The following is a 21665-nucleotide window of genomic DNA, read 5'->3' as shown; positions in this document are numbered from 1 at the left end:
TGTGCCGTCGAGGCGCTGGTTCACAACTTGCCGCCCCGCCCGCCGTCGCGTGGCGCGGGCGCGATGAGGGTGGAGAGGTAGGGGAGAGGCGCACCGTCGAGTTCGGCGGCGGGCCGGATGGACTCGTCCTCCAGCCCCAGAGCCGACCCCCACACCGCGTCGCCGATCCGCCCGCTCTCCCGCAACGCCTCGGCGACCTCCTGCGCCTGCCGCCCGAACTTGTACGCCACGACGGTGCCCGGCCCGCTCAGCGCCTCCTTGAGCACAGCGGCCCCGGCCGTCACGGGCACGAGCGTCAGCGGCTCGGTCCCCTCGGTGAGCACGGCCCCCGACCGCGCCGCCAGATCCTGCATCGCGGTGATCCCGGGCACGGTCTCCACGACGACGGACGGCACCAACCGGCCGATCGTGTGGGCGAGATAGGTGAACGTCGAGTACACGTTGGGATCTCCGATGGTCGCGAAGGCCACGACGGAGTGCGCGCCGAGCAACTCGGCGACCCGGGCACCGGCCGCATCCCAGGCGGCCTCACGCCGGGCGTGGTCGGACCGCTCGTTGAGCGCGAAGACGACCCGGACGATCTTCTCAGCGGGCACGTAGTGCAGCACGGTGGCCTCGGCACGCCCCCGCTCAAGGGTGTCCATCACGGGTACGACGATCACATCGGCGGCGCGCAACGCGTTGACGCCCTTGACGGTCACGAGTTCGGGATCGCCTGGCCCGACCCCCACACCGACAAGCCTGTTGATGCTGCTCATGACGTCAGGCACCTCTCCACGAACCTACGGGCGACACCGGGCGCCGACGCCCAGTGCGTGTGCAGATAACTCGCGTGCACACCGCGCTGTACAAACCCTTCGACCCGCCGATCCGGCGCACGCACCCCCCAGGCGGGATCCGCTCCCGCCCCCGGCTCGACAACGGTCCGATGAAACTCGTGCCCCCGCATCCGGGTACCGGCCACCGCGAGCGAACTGTCACTCACGGCCACGGCATCCCGGTAGCCGAGGGTGAGCCGGTCGCTCATCCGGGCGGTGGCGTCGAGCACCCCGCACATGGGCAGCCCGTCGAGCTCCCGGCACAGATACAGCAGCCCGGCACACTCGGCGGTAACGGGCGCACCGCTCTCGGCGAGGGTGGCGACGGCCTTGCGCAGCGGCTCGTTGGCGGACAACTCACCACCGAACACCTCAGGAAACCCACCCCCGACGACCAACCCCCGTGTCCCGTCCGGCAGTCGCTCATCCCGCAACGGATCGAACACGACAACCTCGGCCCCGGCGGCCCGCAACAACTCGACATGCTCGGCGTAGGAAAAGGTGAAGGCGGCTCCGCCGGCGATGGCGACGACGACCTTTGAAGCGCCGGTCCGCATTTCCAGCCCGTCCGGCGTTTGAGGACAAGGCCCGTTCAGGGCCGGAGCGGGGGTCTGGGGGCGCAGCCCCCAGGAACGGGATGGGACGGGTAGGGGCGGCGGGGGCGAAGAAGCCACAACCTCACCCGCATCCCACGCCCCACACGCCAACACCCCCGCCCCCCGGGCAACCCCCATCAACGCGTCCAGATCACACCCGTCCAAAACCTGCGCGGCCATGGCCGCCACCGCGGCCACAGCCTCCCCCCGCCGCTCGGCGACCGGCACCAACCCCAGATGCCGGGATGGCACATCCACCTGCGGAACCCGCCGAAGCACCCCCAGTACAGGCACCCCCACCGACTCCAACGCCTCCCGCAACATCTCCTCATGCCGGTCCGACGCGACCTTGTTGAGGATCACGCCCCCGACCCGCACCTCCGGATCCCACGACACGAACCCGTGCACGAGAGCCGCGACGGACCGGGACTGCGAGGACGCGTCCACGACGAGCACCACCGGCGCCCGCAGCAACTTGGCCACCTGAGCCGTGGACGCGAGTTCCCCCTCGCCCGCGGCCCCGTCGTACAGCCCCATCACGCCCTCGACCACGGCGATGTCACACCCGCGCGCCCCGTGCAGGAACAGCGGCCTGACCAACTCGGGCCCGCACATGTACGCGTCGAGATTCCGCCCCACCCGTCCGGTGGCGAGCGCGTGATACCCGGGGTCGATGTAGTCCGGCCCGACCTTGTGCGGAGACACGGCGAGCCCCCGCGAGGCGAACGCGGCCATCAGCCCCGTGGCGACAGTGGTCTTGCCGCTGCCGGAGGAGGGCGCGGCAATGACCAGCCGGGGCACGGAGGCCGAGGCCGACGACGAGACTGAGCGCGAGGCCGAGGGCGTTGGAGTCAGCACGGCGTGGTCACCACTCGATCCCCCGCTGCCCCTTCTGCCCGGTGTCCATCGGATGCTTGACCTTCGACATGTCGGTCACCAGATCCGCGAACTCCACCAGCTTCTCCGGCGCGTTCCGCCCGGTGATCACCACATGCTGGGTCCCCGGCCGGTCCCGCAGCACCGAGACGACCTCGTCGACGTCGATCCACCCCCAGTGCATGGGGTAGGCGAACTCGTCCAGCACGTACAGCTTGTACGTCTCGGCGGCGAGGTCCCGCTTGACCTGCTCCCAGCCCTCCCGGGCCTTCTCCTCGTTGTCGAGCTGCGCGTCGCGCTGCACCCACGACCAGCCCTCGCCCATCTTGTGCCAGTCGACGGAGCCGCCCTCCCCGCTGGCCCCCAGCACGCGAAGCGCGTTCTCTTCGCCCACCTTCCACTTCGCCGACTTGACGAACTGGAACACCCCGATGGGCCACCCCTGATTCCAGGCGCGCAACGCCAGCCCGAAAGCAGCGGTCGACTTGCCCTTCCCGACCCCCGTATGGACGACGACCAGCGGCCGGTTACGCCGCTGCCTGGTCGTCAGACAGTCCTCCGGTACGACACTCGGCTGTCCCTGAGGCATTACGCGGCCCTCCTGTTGCTGTGCCTGTCGCCCTGTACGTCCCTGACCAACCCGGCGATCGAGTCGGCCCGCAGCTCGTCCAGCGTCACGGCGGTACCCGCCAGGTCGCCGGCGAGCTGAGCGGCCAACCCGAGCCGCACGGCCCCCGACTCGCAGTCGACGACGACCGAGGCGATCGACTCGGCCGCGAACAACCGGGCCGCCCGTGCCCCGAGCGCGACCGGCTCGGGCCCGCCGGTGGCCCGCCCGTCCGTCACGACCACCACGAGCGCCCGCCGCGCCGGATCCCGGAGCCGCTCGACCCGCAGCACGTCATGCGCCTTGAGGAGCCCGGCCGCGAGCGGCGTCCGCCCACCGGTGGGCAGGGACTCCAGCCGGGCAGCAGCGGCGTCGACCGAAGAGGTCGGCGGCAACGCGACCTCGGCCCCCGCCCCGCGAAACGTCACGAGCCCCACCTTGTCCCGCCGCTGATACGCGTCGAGCAACAACGACAGCACAGCCCCTTTGACAGCACTCATCCGCTGCCGGGCGGCCATCGACCCCGAGGCGTCGACGACGAACAGGACCAGATTCCCCTCGCGCCCCTCCCGGGTGGCCTGCCGAAGATCGTCCCGCCGCACGACCAGTCCGCGCCCGGCCCGTCCCCGGGCCCGCTGATGCGGCGCCGCGGCCTGCACGGTGGCCGCCAGGTGCAGTTTGGTGAGCGCCCCTTGGGGCCGCCGGGACCCCGTCGTCCGCCCCCGCTCGGTAAGCGCCCGCGACCGCCGCCCGGCAGTCCCCTCACCCACACCGGGCACACTCAGCACCTTGGTACGAAAGGGCTCGGCCGCCCGTACGGGCTGCTGCTCGCCGGAACCGGCCCCCGAGGGCTGCGGCTCCCCGCCCTCCCCGGCCTCGGGCCGCGCACCGGCGTCGTCCCCCTGCGGCCCGTCGGACTCCGGGGCCTGGCCACCGCCACCCCCGGGCCCGTCCGACCCGGGATCAGGATCAGGATCCTCGTCGTCACCCTGACCCGACCCCTGCCCGCCGAACTCCTCCAACGTCTCGTCGAGCTTGTTCTCGTCAAGTCCGGGCGCGTCAAAGGGGTTCCGCCGACGCCGGTGGGGCAACGCGAGCAGCGCTGCCTGCCGGACATCCTCCGCGAGCACGTCGGTACGCCCGGCCCAGGCGGCCAGTGCGACCGCCGTCCGCGCCATCACGATGTCGGCGCGCATCCCGTCCACCTCGAAGGCGGCACAGGTCGCCGCGATCTGCCTGAGCGCCCCGTCACCCAGCCGCACCGACGGCAACAACTCCCGCGCGGCGACGATCCGGGCCCGTACGGCGGCCTCCTCGTCGGCCCACCGGGCGGCGAACCCGGTGGGATCGTCGTCGTACGCCAGCCGTCGCCGCACGACCTCGACCCGCTGGTCGGGCTCCCGCGAGGCCGCGACCTCGACGGTCAGCCCGAACCGGTCGAGCAGCTGCGGCCGCAGCTCACCCTCCTCCGGGTTCATGGTCCCGACGAGCAGGAACTTCGCCGCGTGCCGTACGGAGACACCCTCACGTTCGACGTAGGAGGCGCCCATCGCGGCGGCGTCCAGCAGCAGGTCGACGAGATGGTCGTGCAGCAGGTTGACCTCGTCGACGTACAGGATTCCTCGATGCGCGTCGGCGAGCAGTCCGGGCTCGAAGGACTTCACGCCCTCCGCGAGCGCCCGCTCGATGTCGAGCGCCCCGACGAGCCGGTCCTCGGAGGCACCGACGGGCAGCTCGACCATCCGGGCAGCCCGGGACTCGTACGCCCCGCCCTCGTGCGGCCCGTCGGGACAGGCCGGATCCGGCGCGCCGGGATCACACGAGAACCGGCATCCGGCGACGACGTCGACCCCGGGCAGCAGCACCGAAAGGGCGCGCACGGCGGTCGACTTGGCGGTGCCCTTCTCGCCGCGGACCAGTACACCGCCCACCGCAGGCGAGACGGCGTTCAGCAGCAGCGCGAGCCGCAGGTCGTCCTGGCCGACGACGGCCGTGAAAGGAAAGGGGGTACTCACTTGTCGTCGCCCTCCAGGTCGCCTTCGAGCTCCAGATAGGTCGCGCGCAGCCGCTCGATCGTGTCGGCGTCGGGCTCGGCCCACAACCCACGGTCGGCGGCCTCCAGCAACCGTTCGGTGATCCCGCGCAACGCCCACGGGTTGGACGTCTTCATGAAGTCCCGGTTCTCCGGGTCGAAGACGTACTCGGCGCTCAACTTCTCGTACATCCAGTCGTCGACCACGCCCGCCGTCGCGTCGTACCCGAACAGGTAGTCCACGGTCGCGGCCATCTCGAACGCGCCCTTGTACCCGTGCCGCCGCATCGCCGCCATCCAGCGCGGGTTGACCACCCGGGCCCGGAACACCCGGTGGGTCTCCTCGCCCAGCGTCCGGGTCTTCACCTGGTCGGGAGTCGCGGAGTCACCGACATACGCCTCGGGGCTGGCCCCCGTCAGATGCCGCACCATCGCGACCATGCCGCCGTGGTACTGGAAGTAGTCGTCGGCGTCGACCAAGTCGTGCTCACGCGTGTCGACGTTCTTCGCCGCCACCGCGATCCGCCGGAACGCCGTCTCCATGTCACCCCGGGCCGCCCGCCCGTCGAGCCCGCGCCCGTACGCGTAGCCGCCCCACACCGCGTACACCTCGGCGAGGTCGGCGTCGCTGCGCCAGTTCCGCGCGTCGATCAACGGCAGCAGGCCGGCGCCGTAAGCCCCCGGCTTCGAGCCGAAGATACGGGCCGTCGCCCGCCGCCGGTCCCCGTGTTCGGCCGCGTCGGCGTCCACGTGGGCCCGTACGAAGTTGGACTCGGCCGGTTCGGCCAGGTCCGCGACCGCCCGCACCGCGTCGTCGATGAGCCCGACCACGTGCGGGAACGCGTCCCGGAAGAAGCCGGAGATACGGACCGTGACGTCGATACGGGGCCGGCCCAGCTCGGCCACCGGCACCACCTCGAACCCGGTCACCCGGCGCGACGCGTCGTCCCACACCGGACGGCAGCCCAGCAGCGCCAGGATCTCGGCGATGTCGTCACCCTGGGTCCGCATGGCCGACGTACCCCAGACCGTCAGGCCGACGGACGTCGGGTACTCGCCGTTGTCGGTCAGGTACCGCTGCACGAGCGAGTCGGCGAGCGCCTGTCCGACCTCCCAACTCAGCCTGGACGGAATGGCCTTGGGGTCGACGGAGTAGAAGTTGCGGCCGGTAGGCAGGACGTTCACGAGTCCGCGCGTGGGTGAACCCGAGGGCCCGGCCGGGACGAAACCGCCGTCAAGTGCCTTGAGGATGTGGGTGATCTCGTCCGTCGTGCGGGCCAGCCGGGGCACCACCTCACGGCAGGCGAACTCCAACACCGCGACGGCGTCCGGCAGTTCGGTACCCAGCACGTCCCGCACGAGCGCGGGGACCGTCGTGGCCTCCCACGCCCGTTCCTCCATGCCCTCCGCGAGCCGTCGGCACAGCTGCTCCAGCAGGTCGATCGCGTCGGCGGCCGACCGTGAGGGCCCCTCGACGAGATCCGTCAGCTCGACCGGCAGCTTCACCGGAGTCCCCGGCTCGGCCAGCAACTCCTTCTCGACCAGCCCGAAGTACTCGGCGAGACAGGCCCGCAGCCCCGGCAGCGCGTTCGCCGTGCCACCCCACACCTGCGAGGCCCGCAGCACCGCCAGGACGAGGTTCACACGCGGCTCGGCCTCCGGGCCGCCGCCGAGGATGTGCAGCCCGTCGCGGATCTGCACGTCCTTGATCTCGCACAGATAGCCGTCGATGTGCATGACGAACGAGTCGAACGCGTCGTCGTCCGGCTGGTCGTCCACATGCAGGTCGTGATGAAGCTCGGCCGCCTTGACCAGCGTCCAGATCTGCGCCCGCACCGCCGGCGCCTTCGTCGGGTCCAGGTCGGAGACGAGCGCGTACTCGTCGAGGAGCTGCTCCAGCTTCGCCAGGTCGCCGTAGGTGTCCGCGCGCGCCATCGGCGGTACGAGATGGTCGACGACCGTGGCGTGCCCGCGCCGCTTGGCCTGGGTGCCCTCGCCGGGGTCGTTGACGATGAAGGGGTAGACGAGGGGGAGTTCACCGAGCACGGCGTCCGGCCCGCACCCCTTGCTCAGCCCGAGCCCCTTGCCGGGCAGCCACTCCATGGTGCCGTGCTTGCCCATGTGGACGACCGCGTCGGCACCGAACGAGTTTTCCAACCACCTGTAGGCCGCCATGTAGTGGTGGGACGGCGGCATGTCGGGGTCGTGGTAGATCGCGATCGGGTTCTCGCCGAAGCCGCGCGGCGGCTGGATCATCACGACGACGTTCCCGAACTGGAGGGAGGCCAGGACGATGTCGTCCCCGTCGACGTACAGGTTGCCCGGAGGCTCGCCCCACGCCTCCAGCATCCCGTCCCGAATCCCGCTGTCCAGCTTGTCGAACCACGCCTGGTAGTCGGCGAGCGGCACCCGCGCGGGCGCGGCGGCCAGCTGGTCCTCGGTCAGCCACTCGACGTCGTGACCGCCGGCCGCGATGAGCCGGTGGATCAACTCGTCGCCGTTGTCCGGGTATTCGGTGAGCGAGTACCCGGCGGCGCGCAACGCGTCCAGCACCCGTACCGCCGACGCGGGCGTGTCGAGGCCGACCGCGTTGCCCACGCGGGAGTGCTTGGTCGGGTAGGCGGTGAAGACGAGCGCGAGCTTCTTCTCGGCGTTCGGCTTGTACTTCAACCGGGCGTGCCGTACGGCGATTCCGGCCACACGGGTGGCCCGCTCGGGGTCGGCGACGTACACCGGTACCCCGTCGGGGCCGTCCTCCTTGAAGGAGAACGGCACGGTGATCAGCCGGCCGTCGAACTCGGGGATCGCGACCTGCATCGCCGCGTCCATGGGGGAGAGGGCCGCGTCGGACCCGTCCCACGTACTCCTCGACGACGTGAGGCAGAGCCCTTGCAGCACCGGCACGTCGAGGTCCGCGAGCGCCCCGATGTCCCAGGCCTCCTCGTCACCCCCGGCCGACGCCTCCGAGGCATGCGTACCGCCGGCGGCGAGGACGGTGGCGACCAGGGCGTCCGCGCCGGCGAGTAGCTCGTACAGTCCCGCGTCGGCTCCGCGCAGTGAACCGCAGTACACGGGAAGGGCGTTGGCGCCCCGCGCCTCGATCGCCTCACACAGTGTGTCGACGAACCCGGTGTTGCCGCTGAGCTCGTGGGCCCGGTAGAAGAGCACCCCGATGGTCGGACGGCCGCTCTCCCGCGCGTACGAGCCGTGCGTCCCGAACTCGGGCATCTTGTGCGGCTCGTCGAACCCCTCACCGGTCAGCAGCACGGTGTCGGACAGGAACCGCGCCATCTCCACGAGGTTGGCGGGCCCGCCCTCGACGAGATAGCGCAGCGCCTCCGCGACCACACCGGCGGGCACCGACGACTCGGCCATCAACTCGGCGTCGGGCACGGCCTCCCCGCCGAGCAGCACGGTGGGCACACCGGACGACTTGAGGTAGGCGAGCCCGTCCTCCCAGGCGCGCTTGCCGCCCAGCAGCCGTACGACGGCGATGTCCGCGCCCTCGACGAGCGCGGGCAGTTCCTCCGCGACATCCACCCGGGTCGGATTGCCGATCCGGTACGAGACGCCGGAGGCGGCCCGGGCCGCCAGCAGGTCCGTGTCGGCGGTCGACAACAACAACACTGTGCTCATGCGGGTGCTCCCGGTGGAATGAAGGGCAGTCCTTGCGGCGCGCCCGACTCGATGAGTCGCCAGAGCGCGTCGGTGTCCGCGTGCTGTTCGACGAGATCGCCGAGCAGGTCGAGCTGTTCCTCGCGAAGCCCGGCGAAGGAGGTGTCGGCGGCCGGCACGAAGCGGCGGCCCGCGGCGGCGGCCACCTCGCGCAGGAACGCCCGCCGGAACCCGTCGGATTCGAGCGAGCCGTGCCAGTGCGTACCCCAGACGCCGCCGACCCGGCACCCGTCCAAGAAAGGTTCTCCGCCGGTGACTTCGGCGACGCCGTGATGGATCTCGTACCCCTCGACGTGTTCGCCGAGGGCGGTGCCGACGGGCCGGGTGAGGGTCTTCTCCCGGGCGAACCGCACCCGCACGGGCAGGACCCCGAGCCCGGCGACACGACCCTGCCGGCTCTCGACCTCGTCCTCGATGTGCTCGCCGAGGATCTGGAAGCCACCGCAGATGCCGAGCACGGGCCGCCCCTCGGCGGCACGGCGGTTGATGGCGTCGGCGAGCCCCCGCTCCCGCAGCCACGCCAGCGCCTTGACCGTCCCCCGCGTGCCCGGAACGACGACGAGGTCGGCGTCGGCCAGTTCCTCCGGCCGGTCCACGAACCGCACCACGACGCCCGGTTCGGCGGCGAGGGCGTCGACGTCGGTGAAGTTGGACATCAGGGGGACAGCGCAGACGGCGACCCGCAGCACGTCCTCCCCGACGGGCGGCGAGACGTTCGACTCCCGCACCGTCCCCCGCAGAGAGACCCGAAGCCCGTCCTCCTCGTCGATACCGAGGCCGTGCCGGAAGGGCAGCACACCGTACGTAGGCCGTCCGGTGAGGCCGAGGAGCATGTCGAGCCCGGGTTCCAGCAGGGAGACGTCACCCCGGAACTTGTTCACGAGGAACCCGGCAACGAGCGCCTGGTCCTCGGGGGAGAGCAGGGCGACCGTTCCGAAGAAGGAGGCGAAGACACCGCCACGGTCGATGTCGCCGACGACGAGCACGGGGAGCCGCGCGTTGCGCGCGATTCCCATGTTGACGATGTCGGTCCGCCTGAGGTTGATCTCAGCCGGGCTCCCGGCCCCCTCACAGATCACCGCGTCATACGTGCCCCGCAGTTCGGCGAGGCACTCCAGCACGGTCCCGAGAAGTCGCTGCTGCCGTCCCCCGTGATAGCCCCGGGCGCTCATTTCCCCCACGGGCTTCCCCATGAGCACGACCTGACTGCTCTGGTCACCCCCCGGCTTCAGCAGCACGGGATTCATGAGTGCCGTCGGCTCGATCCGGCACGCCTGCGCCTGCATGGCCTGCGCCCGCCCGATCTCGGCACCCTCCCGCGTGACAAAGGAGTTGAGGGACATGTTCTGCGCCTTGAAGGGCGCGACCTTGACCCCCTGCCGCACCAGCCACCGGCAGATCCCGGCGGTGACGACACTCTTACCGGCGTCGGAGGTGGTCCCCGCGACGAGCAGCCCACCACCGAGGGCCCCGCCACTCATGAGGCACGCCCCTTCGCGTTCGCGAGAACCCGCGCGGCGACACTGACGCCGAGCGCGAGCAGACCTACGCGACGGGACAGCCGTACGGCCCGCTCGATGTCGTGAACCTCCACGGAACGCCCCTCCTGGTTCAGCACCGGCCGGTGCTCGACCCGTCCGCCGTAGGACAGGGTCCCGCCGAGCCGCACGCCCAGGGCGCCCGCGAAAGAAGCCTCCACGGGCCCGGCGTTGGGGCTCGGATGCTTGCCGGCGTCGTCCCGCCAGGCCCGTACGGCCCCGCGGCGATCGCCGCCGGTGAGAGTGGCCAGTACGGCGGTGAGCCGCGCCCCCGGCCAGCCCGCCACATCGTCCAGCCGGGCGGAGGCCCACCCGTACCGCCGGTAGCGGTCCGACCGGTGACCCACCATCGCGTCAAGGGTGTTGACGGCCCGGAACCCGACCAGCCCGGGCACGCCACCCAGGGCGCCCCAGACCAGCGCGCCCACCACGGCGTCGGAGGTGTTCTCGGCGACGGACTCGACGACGGCCCGGGCGATCCCGTCGGAGTCCAGCGCCTGCGGGTCGCGCCCGCACAGATGCGGCAGCCGCTCCCGCGCACCCTCGACGTCCCCGGCCTCCAGCGACCGGCCGACGGCCCGCGCCTCCCGGCCCAGGGAGGTGCCGCCGACGACGGCCCAGGTGGCGGCGGCGGTGAGAGCGACGGAAGCGGTACGGGACGGACGTACGAGGCAACCGGCCGCCGTGGCAAGGGAGACGGCGCCTCCCACACACACGGCGGTGTGCAGCGCGCCCCACCCGCGGTGGTCCCGCCACAGCAGCCGTTCGACGGCGCCGGCGGCCCGCCCGAACGCGGCGACCGGATGCCCGCGGCGAGGGTCGCCCAGGATCAGATCAGCGAGGAGTCCGGCGGTGGCGCCGTACGCGAAAACGCGATCGGCACGCATCGGCTCAGCCGGCCGTGGGATCGGGCAGCGATCCGGTGCTGAACCTCGAACGGCAGCCGAGCATGGCGATATGTCCTCACTCAGGGTGTCCACGCCCTGGTTCGACGAGACCGGCGGCAAGAGTTCCTGGCTCCCGGGGTTACCTACCCCGGTGACAGTGGCGGGACCGCGCCGGATTCACACCGGCTTCCTCTTCTGCCGCCGTACATGGCTCCGGCAGTCCACCACGGGCCCGGAACACCCGTCAACTTGCCGTTGACCTGGAAGGGAGGACTGTGCTGAGCCCCACACCACGACCGGATCGGGGCGACGAAAAACGCCCGCCGTGCCCCTGACCACCAGCGAGGCGGCCACGGTCACGGCGGGCGAGGAGGACGTACGCGGCGCTCAGGCCACGATCAGATAGATGCCGTACGCCACCACCGCCGCGCAGGCGGCGAAGCACGCGTACGCGCCGGTGACCGCCAGCCCCGCCGACTCGCCCTGCGCTACCGCCCGTTCGCGGTGGGAGAGTCCGATGATGCCCAGGGTGAAGACGCCCACCATGGCCACGGTGATGACGAGACTGACGCCGAAGACGGAGCCGAGGGCTGCCCAGTCGATCTTCATGTTGCTTCCTTCTTGCTCGGACCAGGACCTTGACTCGGAACCGGACTCAGAGGGCCGGAGCCGACGGCTGGGCGGCGACCTCGGCCGGCGGGGCCGGGATGGTGGCCGTCAGGCCGTCGGAGACAGTGCCTGCCGGAGGCGGGGTCACAGCGGCGATGGCCGTCGTGACGACGCCGGGGGGCTCCGTCGTCTCGCCCTCGACGTGGTTGACGTTGGTGTGGTCGATGACCTCGCGGCGCGACACGAGCCAGATCGCCGTGCTCGACGCGATGAGGAAGAGGGCCACCAGAGCCGTGCCCCAGTTGCCGAAACCGGTGACGTACTCCGCCAGCGCGCCAACAAGAGCCGCGGCGGGCAGTGTCAGTCCCCAGGCCACGAACATTCGGGTCGCCGTCGACCAGCGGACGACGCCGCCCTTGCGGCCGAGGCCCGCGCCCATCACCGAGCCGGACACGGAGTGCGTGGTGGAGAGGGAGAAACCGAGGTGGGAGGAGGCCAGGATGACCGTCGCCGCACTGGTCTGGGCGGCGAAGCCCTGCTGGGGCTGAAGGTCGGTCAGACCCTTGCCCATCGTACGGATGATGCGCCAGCCGCCCAGGTAGGTGCCGAGCGCGATGGCCAGGCCCGCGGAGAGGATGACCCACACCGGGGGATCGGAGTCGGGAGCGACGGCGCCGCCGGCGACCAGGGCGAGGGTGATGATGCCCATCGTCTTCTGCGCGTCGTTCGTGCCGTGGGCCAGGGACACCAGGCCCGCGGAGGCGATCTGGCCGGCCCGGAAACCCTTCTCGGCCGCCTTGCCCTCGGCCCGCTTGGCGCCGAGCTTGTACGACAGCCGCGTTGCCAGCATGGCCGCGATGCCCGCCACCAGCGGGGCGGCGATCGCCGGGATCAGCACCTTGGTCACCAGCACGTCGCCGTGGACGGCGTCGGTGCCCGCAGAGGCGATGGTCGCGCCGATCAGACCGCCCATCAGGGCGTGCGAGGAACTGGACGGAAGCCCGACCAGCCAGGTCAGCAGGTTCCAGAGGATCGCGCCGACCAGCGCCGCGAAAATCACCTCGGGACGGATACCGCTCTCGTCCACGAGGCCCTTGGAGATCGTGTTGGCGACCTCGACGGAAAGGAAGGCGCCCACGAGGTTGAGCACGGCCGACATGGCGACCGCGACCTTGGGCTTGAGCGCACCGGTCGAGATGGTGGTGGCCATCGCGTTGGCGGTGTCGTGGAAACCGTTCGTGAAATCGAACGCAAGCGCGGTGACGACCACGATCGCGAGGATCAGCGAGAAGCTTTCCATTTACCCAGATTTCTTCCGTACGGTATTGGCACTTGGACCGTAGGCAACCTGGATGAACGGAAGATGAACTGGTGGGGGATGCTGGGTGGCCGGAAACGGAGCGCCGTTCCTCCCGGGCCGCCGGACGAGCGGCGCCCGTGCCGACCACCCCTCCGCGAACCGTCTGAGCTGGGCCGATGTCCCGTCGAAGAGGTTCTGGTCGCCCGCCGGCGAGCCCCTGTTTCCTTACTGCCGGAACGGCCGGGATTTCCAGCCGCCGGTCGGCGGTTCGCCCGCGGCGGACGCGTTGTAGCGGACCGGCCACAGCGCGTGCCCCGAGGTGGGAGGCGCTGCCGCTGTTCGCGCAGGTGTTCCACCGGTGGGCGGTCGTGTGGACGACGGGACGGCGGCCGTGAGCCGGTCGATTTCGCTGCTGACTCGGGGTGTCCTTGTTGTATACGAACGCGGCGCCCCGCCCTACCCGTGATGACGACGATCACGGTCCCCGGCGTTCGCCCCGAGGTGCCGACGCCCGGCGCCCCTCCACGGCCGTCCTGGCAGGATCGGGGCATGGCTGAGCAGCGGCAGGACGGACGTGACGTGCGGGACGAGGCGCCGGGAGCGGGCGCGGAGGCGGTGCGGGGGCCCGCCGGGCCGGACGAGTCGGCGCGCGCCTGGGCGGCACTCGTCGCGACGGCCCGCCGCACGGTGGCCGACGGTCTGGTGGTCGGCACCTCCGGCAACGTCTCCGTGCGCGTCGGGGACACCGTCCTGGTCACCCCGTCCGGCGTCCCGTACGACCGGCTCACCCCCGAGGGAATCGTCGGCGTCGATCTGACCGGCCGCCAGATCCTCGGCACCCTGACCCCGACGAGCGAACTGCCCATGCATCTCGCCGTCTACCGCGCCACCGACGCCCGCGCGGTCGTCCACACCCACGCCGTCCACGCGACCGCCGTCTCGACACTCGTACGAGAGCTGCCGCTGATCCACTACATGGCGGGCGACCTCGGCGGACCCGTCCGAGTAGCCCCGTACGCGACCTACGGCACGGAGGAACTGGCCGGGAACATGCTCCGGGCCCTGGCCGGCCGCGCCGCCTGCCTCCTCCAGAACCACGGCACGATCGTCCACGGCGCGACCCTTGACCAGGCGTACGACCGCACAGCCCAGCTGGAGTGGATGTGCCGTGTCTGGCTGACGGCGTCGTCCGTACCCGGACTGTCCCCGACGCTCCTCTCGGAGGACCAGGTGGGAGAGGCGGCGGAGCGGCTCAAGGGATACGGGCAGCGGAGGTAGGGGAGAGGCACGGGCAGTGGCAACGCGTGCCGGGCAGCGGGTGCGGCGGGGGAGAGGGCACATCTCGCAGCCTCCTCCCGCTGGCCGTGGGAGCGCTCCGCAAGGACACTGGGTCCGTGCGCCCAGTCACCGCGACGGCCGCTGCCGTCACCGCAGCCCTGGCAGCAGGCGCCGCCAGCGTCGCCGCCGGCCGTTACGCCAGCGACGCCGCCCTCAAGGCGCCGCCGGGCAGGCCCCTGCCCACCGAACCCCGGCTCACCGTCCACTCGACCGCCGCCGGCCGGGTCGTACTCACCCGCGCCCTGGCCTCCCAGCGCCCCGGCACCTACGGCCTCGCCGGCGACGGCACCCACGCCGTCGTCGGTCCCGTCCTGAACCACGCGGCCCACTCCGCCGACACCGTCGTACGCCGCCTCGAACGGGTCAGCCACGGCACGCTGGAACCCCGCGACAAGGTCTGGCTCACCCCGAACATCCACGTCGGCGACCCCCGCACCGCTCTAGGGCTGGACCACCTCGACATCGAGATCCCCGGCGAACTCGGCGCCCTGCCCGCGTGGTTCGTGCCCGGCGCCCGCAGCACCTGGGTGATCACCGTGCACGGCCTCGGCACCACCCGCGAACACCCTCTGAACGTGCTGCCCTTCCTGCACAGCCAGCGCTTCCCCGTCCTCGACCTCGCCTACCGGGGCGATCCCGGCGCGCCCCGCCCCTCGGACGGCCTCGGCCACCTCGGCGACACCGAGTGGCGCGACCTGGACGCGGCCATCCGGTACGCCCTGCGCAACGGCGCCGAACACGTCGTCCTCTACGGCTGGTCCACCGGCGCCACCATGGCCCTGCGGGCCGCCGCCCACTCCTCGCTGCGCGACCGTGTCTCCGGGCTGGTCCTGGACTCGCCGGTGCTCAACTGGGAGACCACCCTGCGCGCCCTCGCCACGGCCCGCCGCACACCGGGTGCGCTGCTCCCACTCGCGGTACGGGCCGCACAGGGCCGCACCGGCCTGCACGGCGACCGCATCGACGAGGCCGCCGACCCGGCCAGGCTCACCGTCCCGGCCCTGATCCTCCACGGTCCCGCCGACACGATCGCCCCCTGGACCCCGTCCCGCCGCCTCGCCGCCCGCCGCCCCGACCTCCTCACCCTGCACCAGGTCCCCGACGCCCCCCACGGCGCGATGTGGAACGCGAACCCGACAACCTACGAGGAAACCCTGCGCCGCTTCCTGACCCCCCTGATGTAACGGCCCCACCGACCGCCCACCCCGCCGATCCCCTACTCCGACCGCTCGCCCCCGGGCCGCTTGCCCCCCGACCGCTCGCCCCCGGGCCGCTTGCCCCCCGGCCGCTTGCCGCCGGGCCGCTTGCCCTCGGTCGGTCGCCCCCGGTCGGTCGCCCCCTCCGGGCCCGGTCGGCTGCCCGGCCGCCCCCTGCCGGTTGCCCTGCCCCGCCGGGCCGCCCGCCTTCGACTGCCCTGCCCGACCCAGGGACTGCGGGCCGGTTGTTTGCTCCCGATGGTCGGTCTGTTCCGGGTGTTTCGCCGGTTCCGTGCTTCCCGGGTGGTGCTCCGGCAGGTTGCCTGGCGCTCGGGGGGGTCAGTTCGTTCCGGGGGTTCCGGGTCGGTTGTCGGATCCCGGTGGTCCGTCCGTTCCGGGTACTTCCGCCGGGCCGGGTGCCGGCGCCGGTCGGGTGGTCCGGTGGGTTGCCCGCCTCCGGCGGCTCTGCCGGTCGCCGCTCCCGGCGGTCCTACCCGCTCCCGGCGGTGCCGTCCCTCTCCGCTGATCCCGTGTGGTCCCGCCCTGTCCCCGCCCGTCCCCCTGCCCCGTCCGTCCCGCCTGTCCCCGTCGGCTCCTGCCGTCCCGCCTCCTCTCAGTCGTCCCTTCCGCCCCGGCAGTCACGTCCGTCGGTCGCCCAGGGAAACGCCTGGTCCGCGGCCCCTCACCCATGGGCCGCGCCTCTCCGAACCCCCTTCCGTTTAAGGCTGGACCACTGGCTTGAACAGCCCCCTGGGCCCCCGCCCGCACCCCCTCCCTCGGCCGGCCCCGGGACCCCTCGTGGCATTCCGTTTGGGTTTTCGGACCGTCAACCGGAAGACTGCACCCGTGACGTCCCGTATCCCGCGCGACTCCAGGCTTCGACTCGTCCGCCCGCGACCCCTGGCCGCCGCCCCACGAGCGATGAACCAGCGGCGCTCGCGCCGACCCGCCCCACGTCCGCCCGAGGGCACACCGGCCCCGGCGGAACTGGCCAGAATGGCCCGCTCCGGTCTCGCCGGCGCGGCCCGCGTCGCCCGCTGGGCCGACCCCGCACTCAGGCCCGGCCATGACGGCGGGTCCTCCGACGGCAGGGGCACCCTGTCCGCCGCCACCGCCGAACGGGCAGCCGCCGAACTGGGGCTGACCCCGGATCAGGTCCGCCACGACTGGGACACCGCCCGGCTCGCCGGCCTCGTCGAGGTGCACGGCGACGTCGCACGCCCCGGCTGGCGACTGCGCGCCTGGAACCGCGACGACAGCGCCGTACTGCGCGGCTGGGTCGCCCTCTTCGACGCCTGGTCGATCGCCCACCCCGAGGCCGCGGACCACGAGCCCGCCGCCGTCGCCGAGGTCGTCTCCGCGATGCCCCAGGTGCTCTCCTTCCTCCAGCTGTCCGCGGGGCCCGTGCCCATGGAGCAGCTCCTGGACCTCCTGGAGCAGCGGGTCACGGAACTGCGCACCGAGCGCTGCGAGATCCCCTACGGTCCGCAGCCCGAGCCGCTGACACAGCAGCCCGAGGCCACCGTCGTCGTCGACACCCCGCTCGCCCCCCTCCTCGACTGGGCCCTGCACGCCCTGGCCTCCGTCGGCGCTCTCACCTACGGCGACGGCCACGCCACGCTCACCCCGCTCGGCAGCTGGGCGGTGTGGGTCAAGCTGGAGCAGATCTGCGTCGCAGCCCAGAGCCCGGCCGGCAACATCGAGCAGAACGCCGAGGACATGCTCCGCGGCTGCTCCCAGCTGCGTCCCAACGCGGCCCGCGCCGAGTACCGGGCCTGGCTCGCCGCCCGCCCCGTCGGCAGCGCCGTCGCCGAACTCCTCGACGCCGCCCGCGGCGAGGACGCCCTGCTTCGCGGTCTCGCCTTCGAGGCGCTCCGCGTGGTCGGCGGACCCGCCGAGCCCGACGTACGCGCTGTGACGGAGAAGACCCCGCTGCGGCCGTACGCCCTGCTGTGGCTCGCCGAGCACGACGGGATCGACCCGGAGGACGCCCACGAGGTGCTCACCCGCGAGGAGGCCACCTGGATGTGGGTCGACACCGCCGCGGCCGTCGCCGACCACGGCGAGGCGCCGCTCCTCGTGCGTCACCTGGAGTCCGCGGTGCAGCCCACCATCCCCGCGCTCCTCGACGAGGTCCGCGCGGTGGGCCACCCCCGCACCGTGCAGGTCCTGGTCGCCCTCGCCGCGGCCCACCCCGACCCGGCGCTCGCCAAGGCCGTACGCCGAGCCGCCTTCCAGGTGCACACCGGAGGCAACTGACCGGAGGCGACCAGGTCAGGCCTGTATCTCGGGCGCGTACGTGCCGAAGCTCCAGATGTTGCCCTCGATGTCGCGTGCCATGTAGTCGCGCGAGCCGTAGTCCTGGTCCGTCGGGGGCATCAGGACCTCCGCGCCGTGCTCCAAGGCCTGCTGATGGTGTGCGTCGACGTCGTTCACGACGACGTACACCCCGCACGGGCCCGCGTCCTTCATCGCCGTGTCGAAGACGCCGCCCCGGCCCTTCGACCCGAGCATCACCGCGCCGTTGCCCTGGACCAGCTCGGCATGCAGCACCGAGCCGTCCTCCCCCTCGTACACCGACGCCTCGGTGAAGCCGAAAGCCTCCGTGAGCTGCCGGATCGCCGCTTTCGCGTCCGCGTACACCAGTGTCGGGTAGACGCTGGGACGCCCGCCGCCCGTGCCTGCCATGCCCATCACTCCCTCGGGTCCCGCTGCCGGAAAACCGCCGGAAAAACGGCCTGCGCCCAGTCTTGCACCGGCCACTGACAACACCCCGCCGAGCCGCGTCGACGGGCGAACCGGCGGCACGCCGATACGCCACCTGAGCTGCGGCGCCGGACCGCGGGCCGAACGGGTGACCCGTCCCGAACACCCGCGCGCAGAGAAAGTGCTTGCACGACCCCGTTAGACTTGGCCCATGGCCATTCTCCTCGCGCATTAGACGGCGGGAACGTCCTCAGCCGCCCACCCCGCCAACAACCCGCCCTGGAGCCTGTCCGTGATCTCCGCCTCCGGTATCGAGCTGCGCGCCGGCGCCCGTGTCCTCATCGAGTCCGCCACCTTCCGTATCGTCAAGGGCGACCGCATCGGCCTCGTCGGCCGTAACGGCGCCGGCAAGACGACCCTCACCAAGGTCCTCGCGGGCGAGGGCGTTCCGGCAGCGGGCCAGATCGCCCGCTCCGGCGAGGTCGGCTACCTCCCCCAGGACCCCCGCACCGGCGACCTCGACGTACTGGCGAGCGACCGCATCCTCTCCGCGCGCGGTCTGGACGCCCTGATCCGCAAGATGCGCGAGAACGAGCAGCGCATCGCCAACGGCTCGGGCGCCACCCGCGAGAAGGCCATGCGGCAGTACGAGCGCCAGGAGACGGAGTTCCTCACCAAGGGCGGCTACTCCGCCGAGGCCGAGGCCGCCACCATCGCCGCCGCACTCAACCTGCCCGACCGGGTGCTCGGCCAGCCCCTGCACACGCTCTCCGGTGGTCAGCGCCGCCGTATCGAGCTGGCCCGCATCCTGTTCTCGGACGCGGACACCCTGCTGCTCGACGAGCCGACCAACCACCTGGACGCCGACTCGATCGTCTGGCTGCGCGACTACCTGAAGTCCTACCGCGGTGGCTTCATCGTGATCTCCCACGACGTCGACCTGGTCGAGACGGTCGTCAACAAGGTGTTCTACCTGGACGCCAACCGGGCCCAGATCGACGTCTACAACATGGGCTGGAAGCTCTACCAGCAGCAGCGCGAGGCCGACGAGAAGCGCCGCAAGCGCGAGCGCCAGAACGCCGAGAAGAAGGCCGCCGCGCTGAACGCGCAGGCCGACAAGATGCGCGCCAAGGCCACCAAGACGGTCGCCGCGCAGAACATGGCCAAGCGCGCCGACCGGCTCCTCGCCGGCCTCGACGCGGTGCGCGTCTCCGACAAGGTCGCCAAGCTGCGCTTCCCGGAGCCCGCACCCTGCGGCAAGACCCCGCTGATGGCCGAGGGCCTGTCGAAGTCGTACGGCTCGCTGGAGATCTTCACCGACGTCGACCTGGCCATCGACAAGGGCTCACGAGTCGTCATCCTCGGCCTGAACGGCGCCGGCAAGACGACCCTCCTGAGGCTGCTCGGCGGAGCCGAGAAGCCCGACACCGGTGAGGTCATCGAGGGCCACGGACTCAAGCTCGGCTACTACGCCCAGGAGCACGAGACCCTCGACCCCGAGCGTTCGGTCCTGGAGAACATGCGCTCCGCCAACCCCGACCTGGACCTGGTCGAGGTCCGCAAGACGCTCGGCTCGTTCCTGTTCTCCGGCGACGACGTCGACAAGCCGGCCGGCGTCCTCTCCGGCGGCGAGAAGACCCGCCTCGCGCTCGCGACCCTCGTGGTCTCCTCCGCGAACGTGCTCCTCCTCGACGAGCCGACGAACAACCTCGACCCGGCCAGCCGCGAGGAGATCCTCGGCGCGCTGCGCACGTACAAGGGTGCCGTCGTCCTCGTCACCCATGACGAGGGCGCCGTCCACGCGCTCCAGCCGGAGCGGATCATCCTGCTGCCGGACGGCGTCGAGGACCTGTGGGGAGCCGACTACGCGGATCTGGTGGCCCTCGCCTGACCGCTCGGCGGGGTCACGGTCACGTGATCGAATCGCTGATCCACTTCCTCTGGATCATTCGGCCGATCCGTGATCCATCATCTGTGTGAGATCTCCTCATACCGAGGTGTGTCCTACATCCATTTCACGGCCGGGTCCTTCATCGACAAGGGCCCGGCCGTCGCGCGTTCCTGACCAGGCACTTCACGGAACAACTCGTTCGGCCGTACGGACAACCGGCTACGGAATTACAAATTCCGCTTGTGGGGATGCGCTCCTGTCGTCAAAACCTTGTCTCACGGACCTTGCCGAATGGGTGGCCATGAGGCGCCCGAGGGGTGATCATGAGAGGACCAGAGCGCACTTCCGCACGAGGAGGCACGGGTGGCCGAGACTCTGAAGAAGGGCAGCCGGGTAACCGGCGCCGCGCGCGACAAGCTCGCGGCAGACCTGAAGAAGAAGTACGACTCCGGTGCGAGCATTCGAGCGCTGGCCGAAGAAACCGGTCGCTCGTACGGCTTCGTACACCGGATGCTCAGCGAGTCGGGCGTCACGCTCCGTGGACGGGGCGGGGCGACCAGGGGCAAGAAGGCCGCTTCGGCCTGACCCTCGCCGACTCGTCGGCTTCGATGGTGACCACCCGGTCGGTCCACTGACCGGCCGGGTGGTTACTGTGCAGTCACTTAGGTGTGTCCGCAGAGGGCAGGCACCTGATCCGACCGCACTCATCGGAGGCGCCCCATGGCTTCGTACGACCAGGACGTTGTTGGTCAAGGTCCCGAAGTTTCCGTACTCGACAAGGACGGCGTACGGCTCACCGTCGACGACGCGGTCGCCACGGTGACACTGGCCAACCCGGCCAAGCGCAACGCGCAGAGCCCCGCTCTGTGGCGGGCGCTGGCGGAGGCGGGCCGGCTGCTGCCGGGCACCGTGCGTGTCGTCGTCCTGCGCGCCGAGGGCAAGTCGTTCTCGGCCGGTCTGGACCGCCAGGCGTTCACGCCCGAGGGGTTCGACGGCGAGCCGTCGTTCATCGATCTCGCGCGCAGCGACGACGCCACGCTGGACGGCACCATCGCCGAGTACCAGGAGGGCTTCACCTGGTGGCGGCGTACCGACCTCGTTTCCGTCGCCGTGGTCCAGGGACATGCAGTCGGTGCGGGCTTCCAGCTCGCGCTCGCCTGTGACCTGCGCGTCGTCGCCGACGACGTGCAGTTCGCCATGCGTGAGACCAGCCTCGGCCTCGTCCCCGACCTGACGGGCACCCATCCGCTCGTCGGACTGGTCGGTTACGCCCGCGCGCTGGAGATCTGCGCGACCGGCCGCTTCGTCCAGGCCGAGGAAGCGGTGAACACCGGCCTCGCCAACATCGCCGTACCGGCCCACCGGCTCGACGACGCCGTACGCGAGCTGCTCGCCGCACTGCTCGCCGCACCTCGGGACGCCCTCGTCGAGACGAAGGCGCTGCTGGCCGGCGCCCAGGGCCGGACCTACGACGAACAGCGCACCGCCGAGCGCGCCGCCCAGGCCCGCAGGCTGCGGGACCTGGCCGGCGTCGGCGACTGATCAGTTCGTACGCGTACACGTACACGTCGTACGCGTACACGTACACGCGCGTGA

The 21665-nt window shown here is 71.6% G+C and carries 16 protein-coding genes and 1 riboswitch; of the genes, 6 read left to right on the top strand and 10 right to left on the bottom strand.

From position 1 onward, the window contains the following. Nucleotides 1–20: 20 nt before the first annotated feature. The 9 genes from cobI to STRTUCAR8_RS08255 form a co-directional block, all read right to left on the bottom strand. Complete coding sequence (gene cobI / locus STRTUCAR8_RS08295) at nucleotides 21–770, bottom strand: precorrin-2 C(20)-methyltransferase (protein ID WP_044471850.1); 750 nt, start codon at nucleotides 768–770, stop codon at nucleotides 21–23. Next, complete coding sequence (locus STRTUCAR8_RS08290) at nucleotides 755–2272, bottom strand: cobyrinic acid a,c-diamide synthase CobB (protein ID WP_006375079.1); 1518 nt, start codon at nucleotides 2270–2272, stop codon at nucleotides 755–757. Before STRTUCAR8_RS08290 ends, cobI begins: the two co-directional genes overlap by 16 nt. Nucleotides 2273–2279: 7 nt before the next feature. Beyond that, nucleotides 2280–2879 carry a cob(I)yrinic acid a,c-diamide adenosyltransferase gene (gene cobO, locus STRTUCAR8_RS08285; RefSeq protein ID WP_006375095.1) on the bottom strand — a complete coding sequence of 200 codons (600 nt, stop codon included), beginning with the start codon at nucleotides 2877–2879 and terminating at the stop codon, nucleotides 2280–2282. Beyond that, complete coding sequence (locus tag STRTUCAR8_RS08280; protein WP_006375072.1) at nucleotides 2879–4912, bottom strand: putative cobaltochelatase; 2034 nt, start codon at nucleotides 4910–4912, stop codon at nucleotides 2879–2881. Before STRTUCAR8_RS08280 ends, cobO begins: the two co-directional genes overlap by 1 nt. Next, nucleotides 4909–8565 carry a cobaltochelatase subunit CobN gene (gene cobN / locus STRTUCAR8_RS08275; protein ID WP_044471849.1) on the bottom strand — a complete coding sequence of 1219 codons (3657 nt, stop codon included), beginning with the start codon at nucleotides 8563–8565 and terminating at the stop codon, nucleotides 4909–4911. Before cobN ends, STRTUCAR8_RS08280 begins: the two co-directional genes overlap by 4 nt. After that, nucleotides 8562–10085, bottom strand: a complete 1524-nt coding sequence (locus tag STRTUCAR8_RS08270) for a cobyric acid synthase (protein ID WP_006375122.1) — start codon at nucleotides 10083–10085, stop codon at nucleotides 8562–8564. The genes cobN and STRTUCAR8_RS08270 overlap by 4 nt, the downstream gene beginning before the upstream one ends. After that, nucleotides 10082–11029: a cobalamin biosynthesis protein gene (locus STRTUCAR8_RS08265; RefSeq protein WP_006375083.1), complete on the bottom strand. Its 948-nt coding sequence runs from the start codon at nucleotides 11027–11029 to the stop codon at nucleotides 10082–10084. Before STRTUCAR8_RS08265 ends, STRTUCAR8_RS08270 begins: the two co-directional genes overlap by 4 nt. A 98-nt stretch (nucleotides 11030–11127) precedes the next feature. After that, nucleotides 11128–11273: riboswitch (cobalamin riboswitch) on the bottom strand. A 143-nt stretch (nucleotides 11274–11416) separates the two neighbouring features. Next, nucleotides 11417–11638, bottom strand: a complete 222-nt coding sequence (locus STRTUCAR8_RS08260) for a hypothetical protein (RefSeq protein ID WP_006375076.1) — start codon at nucleotides 11636–11638, stop codon at nucleotides 11417–11419. A gap of 46 nt (nucleotides 11639–11684) precedes the next feature. Beyond that, entirely contained in the window at nucleotides 11685–12938 is a 1254-nt protein-coding gene (locus STRTUCAR8_RS08255) for an inorganic phosphate transporter (protein ID WP_006375094.1), read from the bottom strand. Between the two features lie 549 nt (nucleotides 12939–13487). On the opposite strand from STRTUCAR8_RS08255, the gene STRTUCAR8_RS08250 reads away from it, so the two are divergent. The 3 genes from STRTUCAR8_RS08250 (at nucleotide 13488) to STRTUCAR8_RS08240 (ending at nucleotide 17731) form a co-directional block, all read left to right on the top strand. Further along, on the top strand, nucleotides 13488–14216 hold the full coding sequence (locus tag STRTUCAR8_RS08250; RefSeq protein WP_006375089.1) for a class II aldolase/adducin family protein: 729 nt from the start codon (nucleotides 13488–13490) through the stop codon (nucleotides 14214–14216). Between the two features lie 116 nt (nucleotides 14217–14332). After that, nucleotides 14333–15460, top strand: coding sequence for an alpha/beta hydrolase family protein (locus tag STRTUCAR8_RS08245; RefSeq protein WP_006375093.1), 1128 nt, complete (start codon nucleotides 14333–14335; stop codon nucleotides 15458–15460). Nucleotides 15461–16318: 858 nt separating this feature from the next. Beyond that, nucleotides 16319–17731, top strand: a complete 1413-nt coding sequence (locus STRTUCAR8_RS08240) for a hypothetical protein (protein WP_078507148.1) — start codon at nucleotides 16319–16321, stop codon at nucleotides 17729–17731. A 15-nt stretch (nucleotides 17732–17746) separates the two neighbouring features. Here STRTUCAR8_RS08240 and STRTUCAR8_RS08235 read toward each other — a convergent pair whose 3' ends face one another. After that, the gene (locus tag STRTUCAR8_RS08235) at nucleotides 17747–18160 is read right to left on the bottom strand and encodes a VOC family protein (RefSeq protein ID WP_006375090.1); all 414 of its coding nucleotides are present in this window, start codon (nucleotides 18158–18160) and stop codon (nucleotides 17747–17749) included. A gap of 310 nt (nucleotides 18161–18470) precedes the next feature. Between STRTUCAR8_RS08235 and STRTUCAR8_RS08230 the strand changes: the two genes are divergently transcribed. The 3 genes from STRTUCAR8_RS08230 to STRTUCAR8_RS08220 all read left to right on the top strand — a co-directional run bounded on the left by STRTUCAR8_RS08230 (nucleotide 18471) and on the right by STRTUCAR8_RS08220 (nucleotide 21611). Then, nucleotides 18471–20069 carry an ABC-F family ATP-binding cassette domain-containing protein gene (locus tag STRTUCAR8_RS08230; protein WP_006375100.1) on the top strand — a complete coding sequence of 533 codons (1599 nt, stop codon included), beginning with the start codon at nucleotides 18471–18473 and terminating at the stop codon, nucleotides 20067–20069. A gap of 363 nt (nucleotides 20070–20432) precedes the next feature. Further along, a complete protein-coding gene (locus tag STRTUCAR8_RS08225) occupies nucleotides 20433–20654 on the top strand; it encodes a helix-turn-helix domain-containing protein (RefSeq protein ID WP_006123601.1) in 222 nt (73 codons plus the stop codon). Nucleotides 20655–20789: 135 nt separating this feature from the next. Further along, nucleotides 20790–21611, top strand: a complete 822-nt coding sequence (locus STRTUCAR8_RS08220; protein ID WP_006375074.1) for an enoyl-CoA hydratase/isomerase family protein — start codon at nucleotides 20790–20792, stop codon at nucleotides 21609–21611. Nucleotides 21612–21665 lie beyond the last annotated feature (54 nt).

It is taken from the genome of Streptomyces turgidiscabies Car8 (assembly GCF_000331005.1).
In the GTDB taxonomy this organism is placed as follows: Bacteria; Actinomycetota; Actinomycetes; order Streptomycetales; family Streptomycetaceae; genus Streptomyces; species Streptomyces turgidiscabies.
This window is presented reverse-complemented; position numbering and strand designations above follow the sequence as displayed.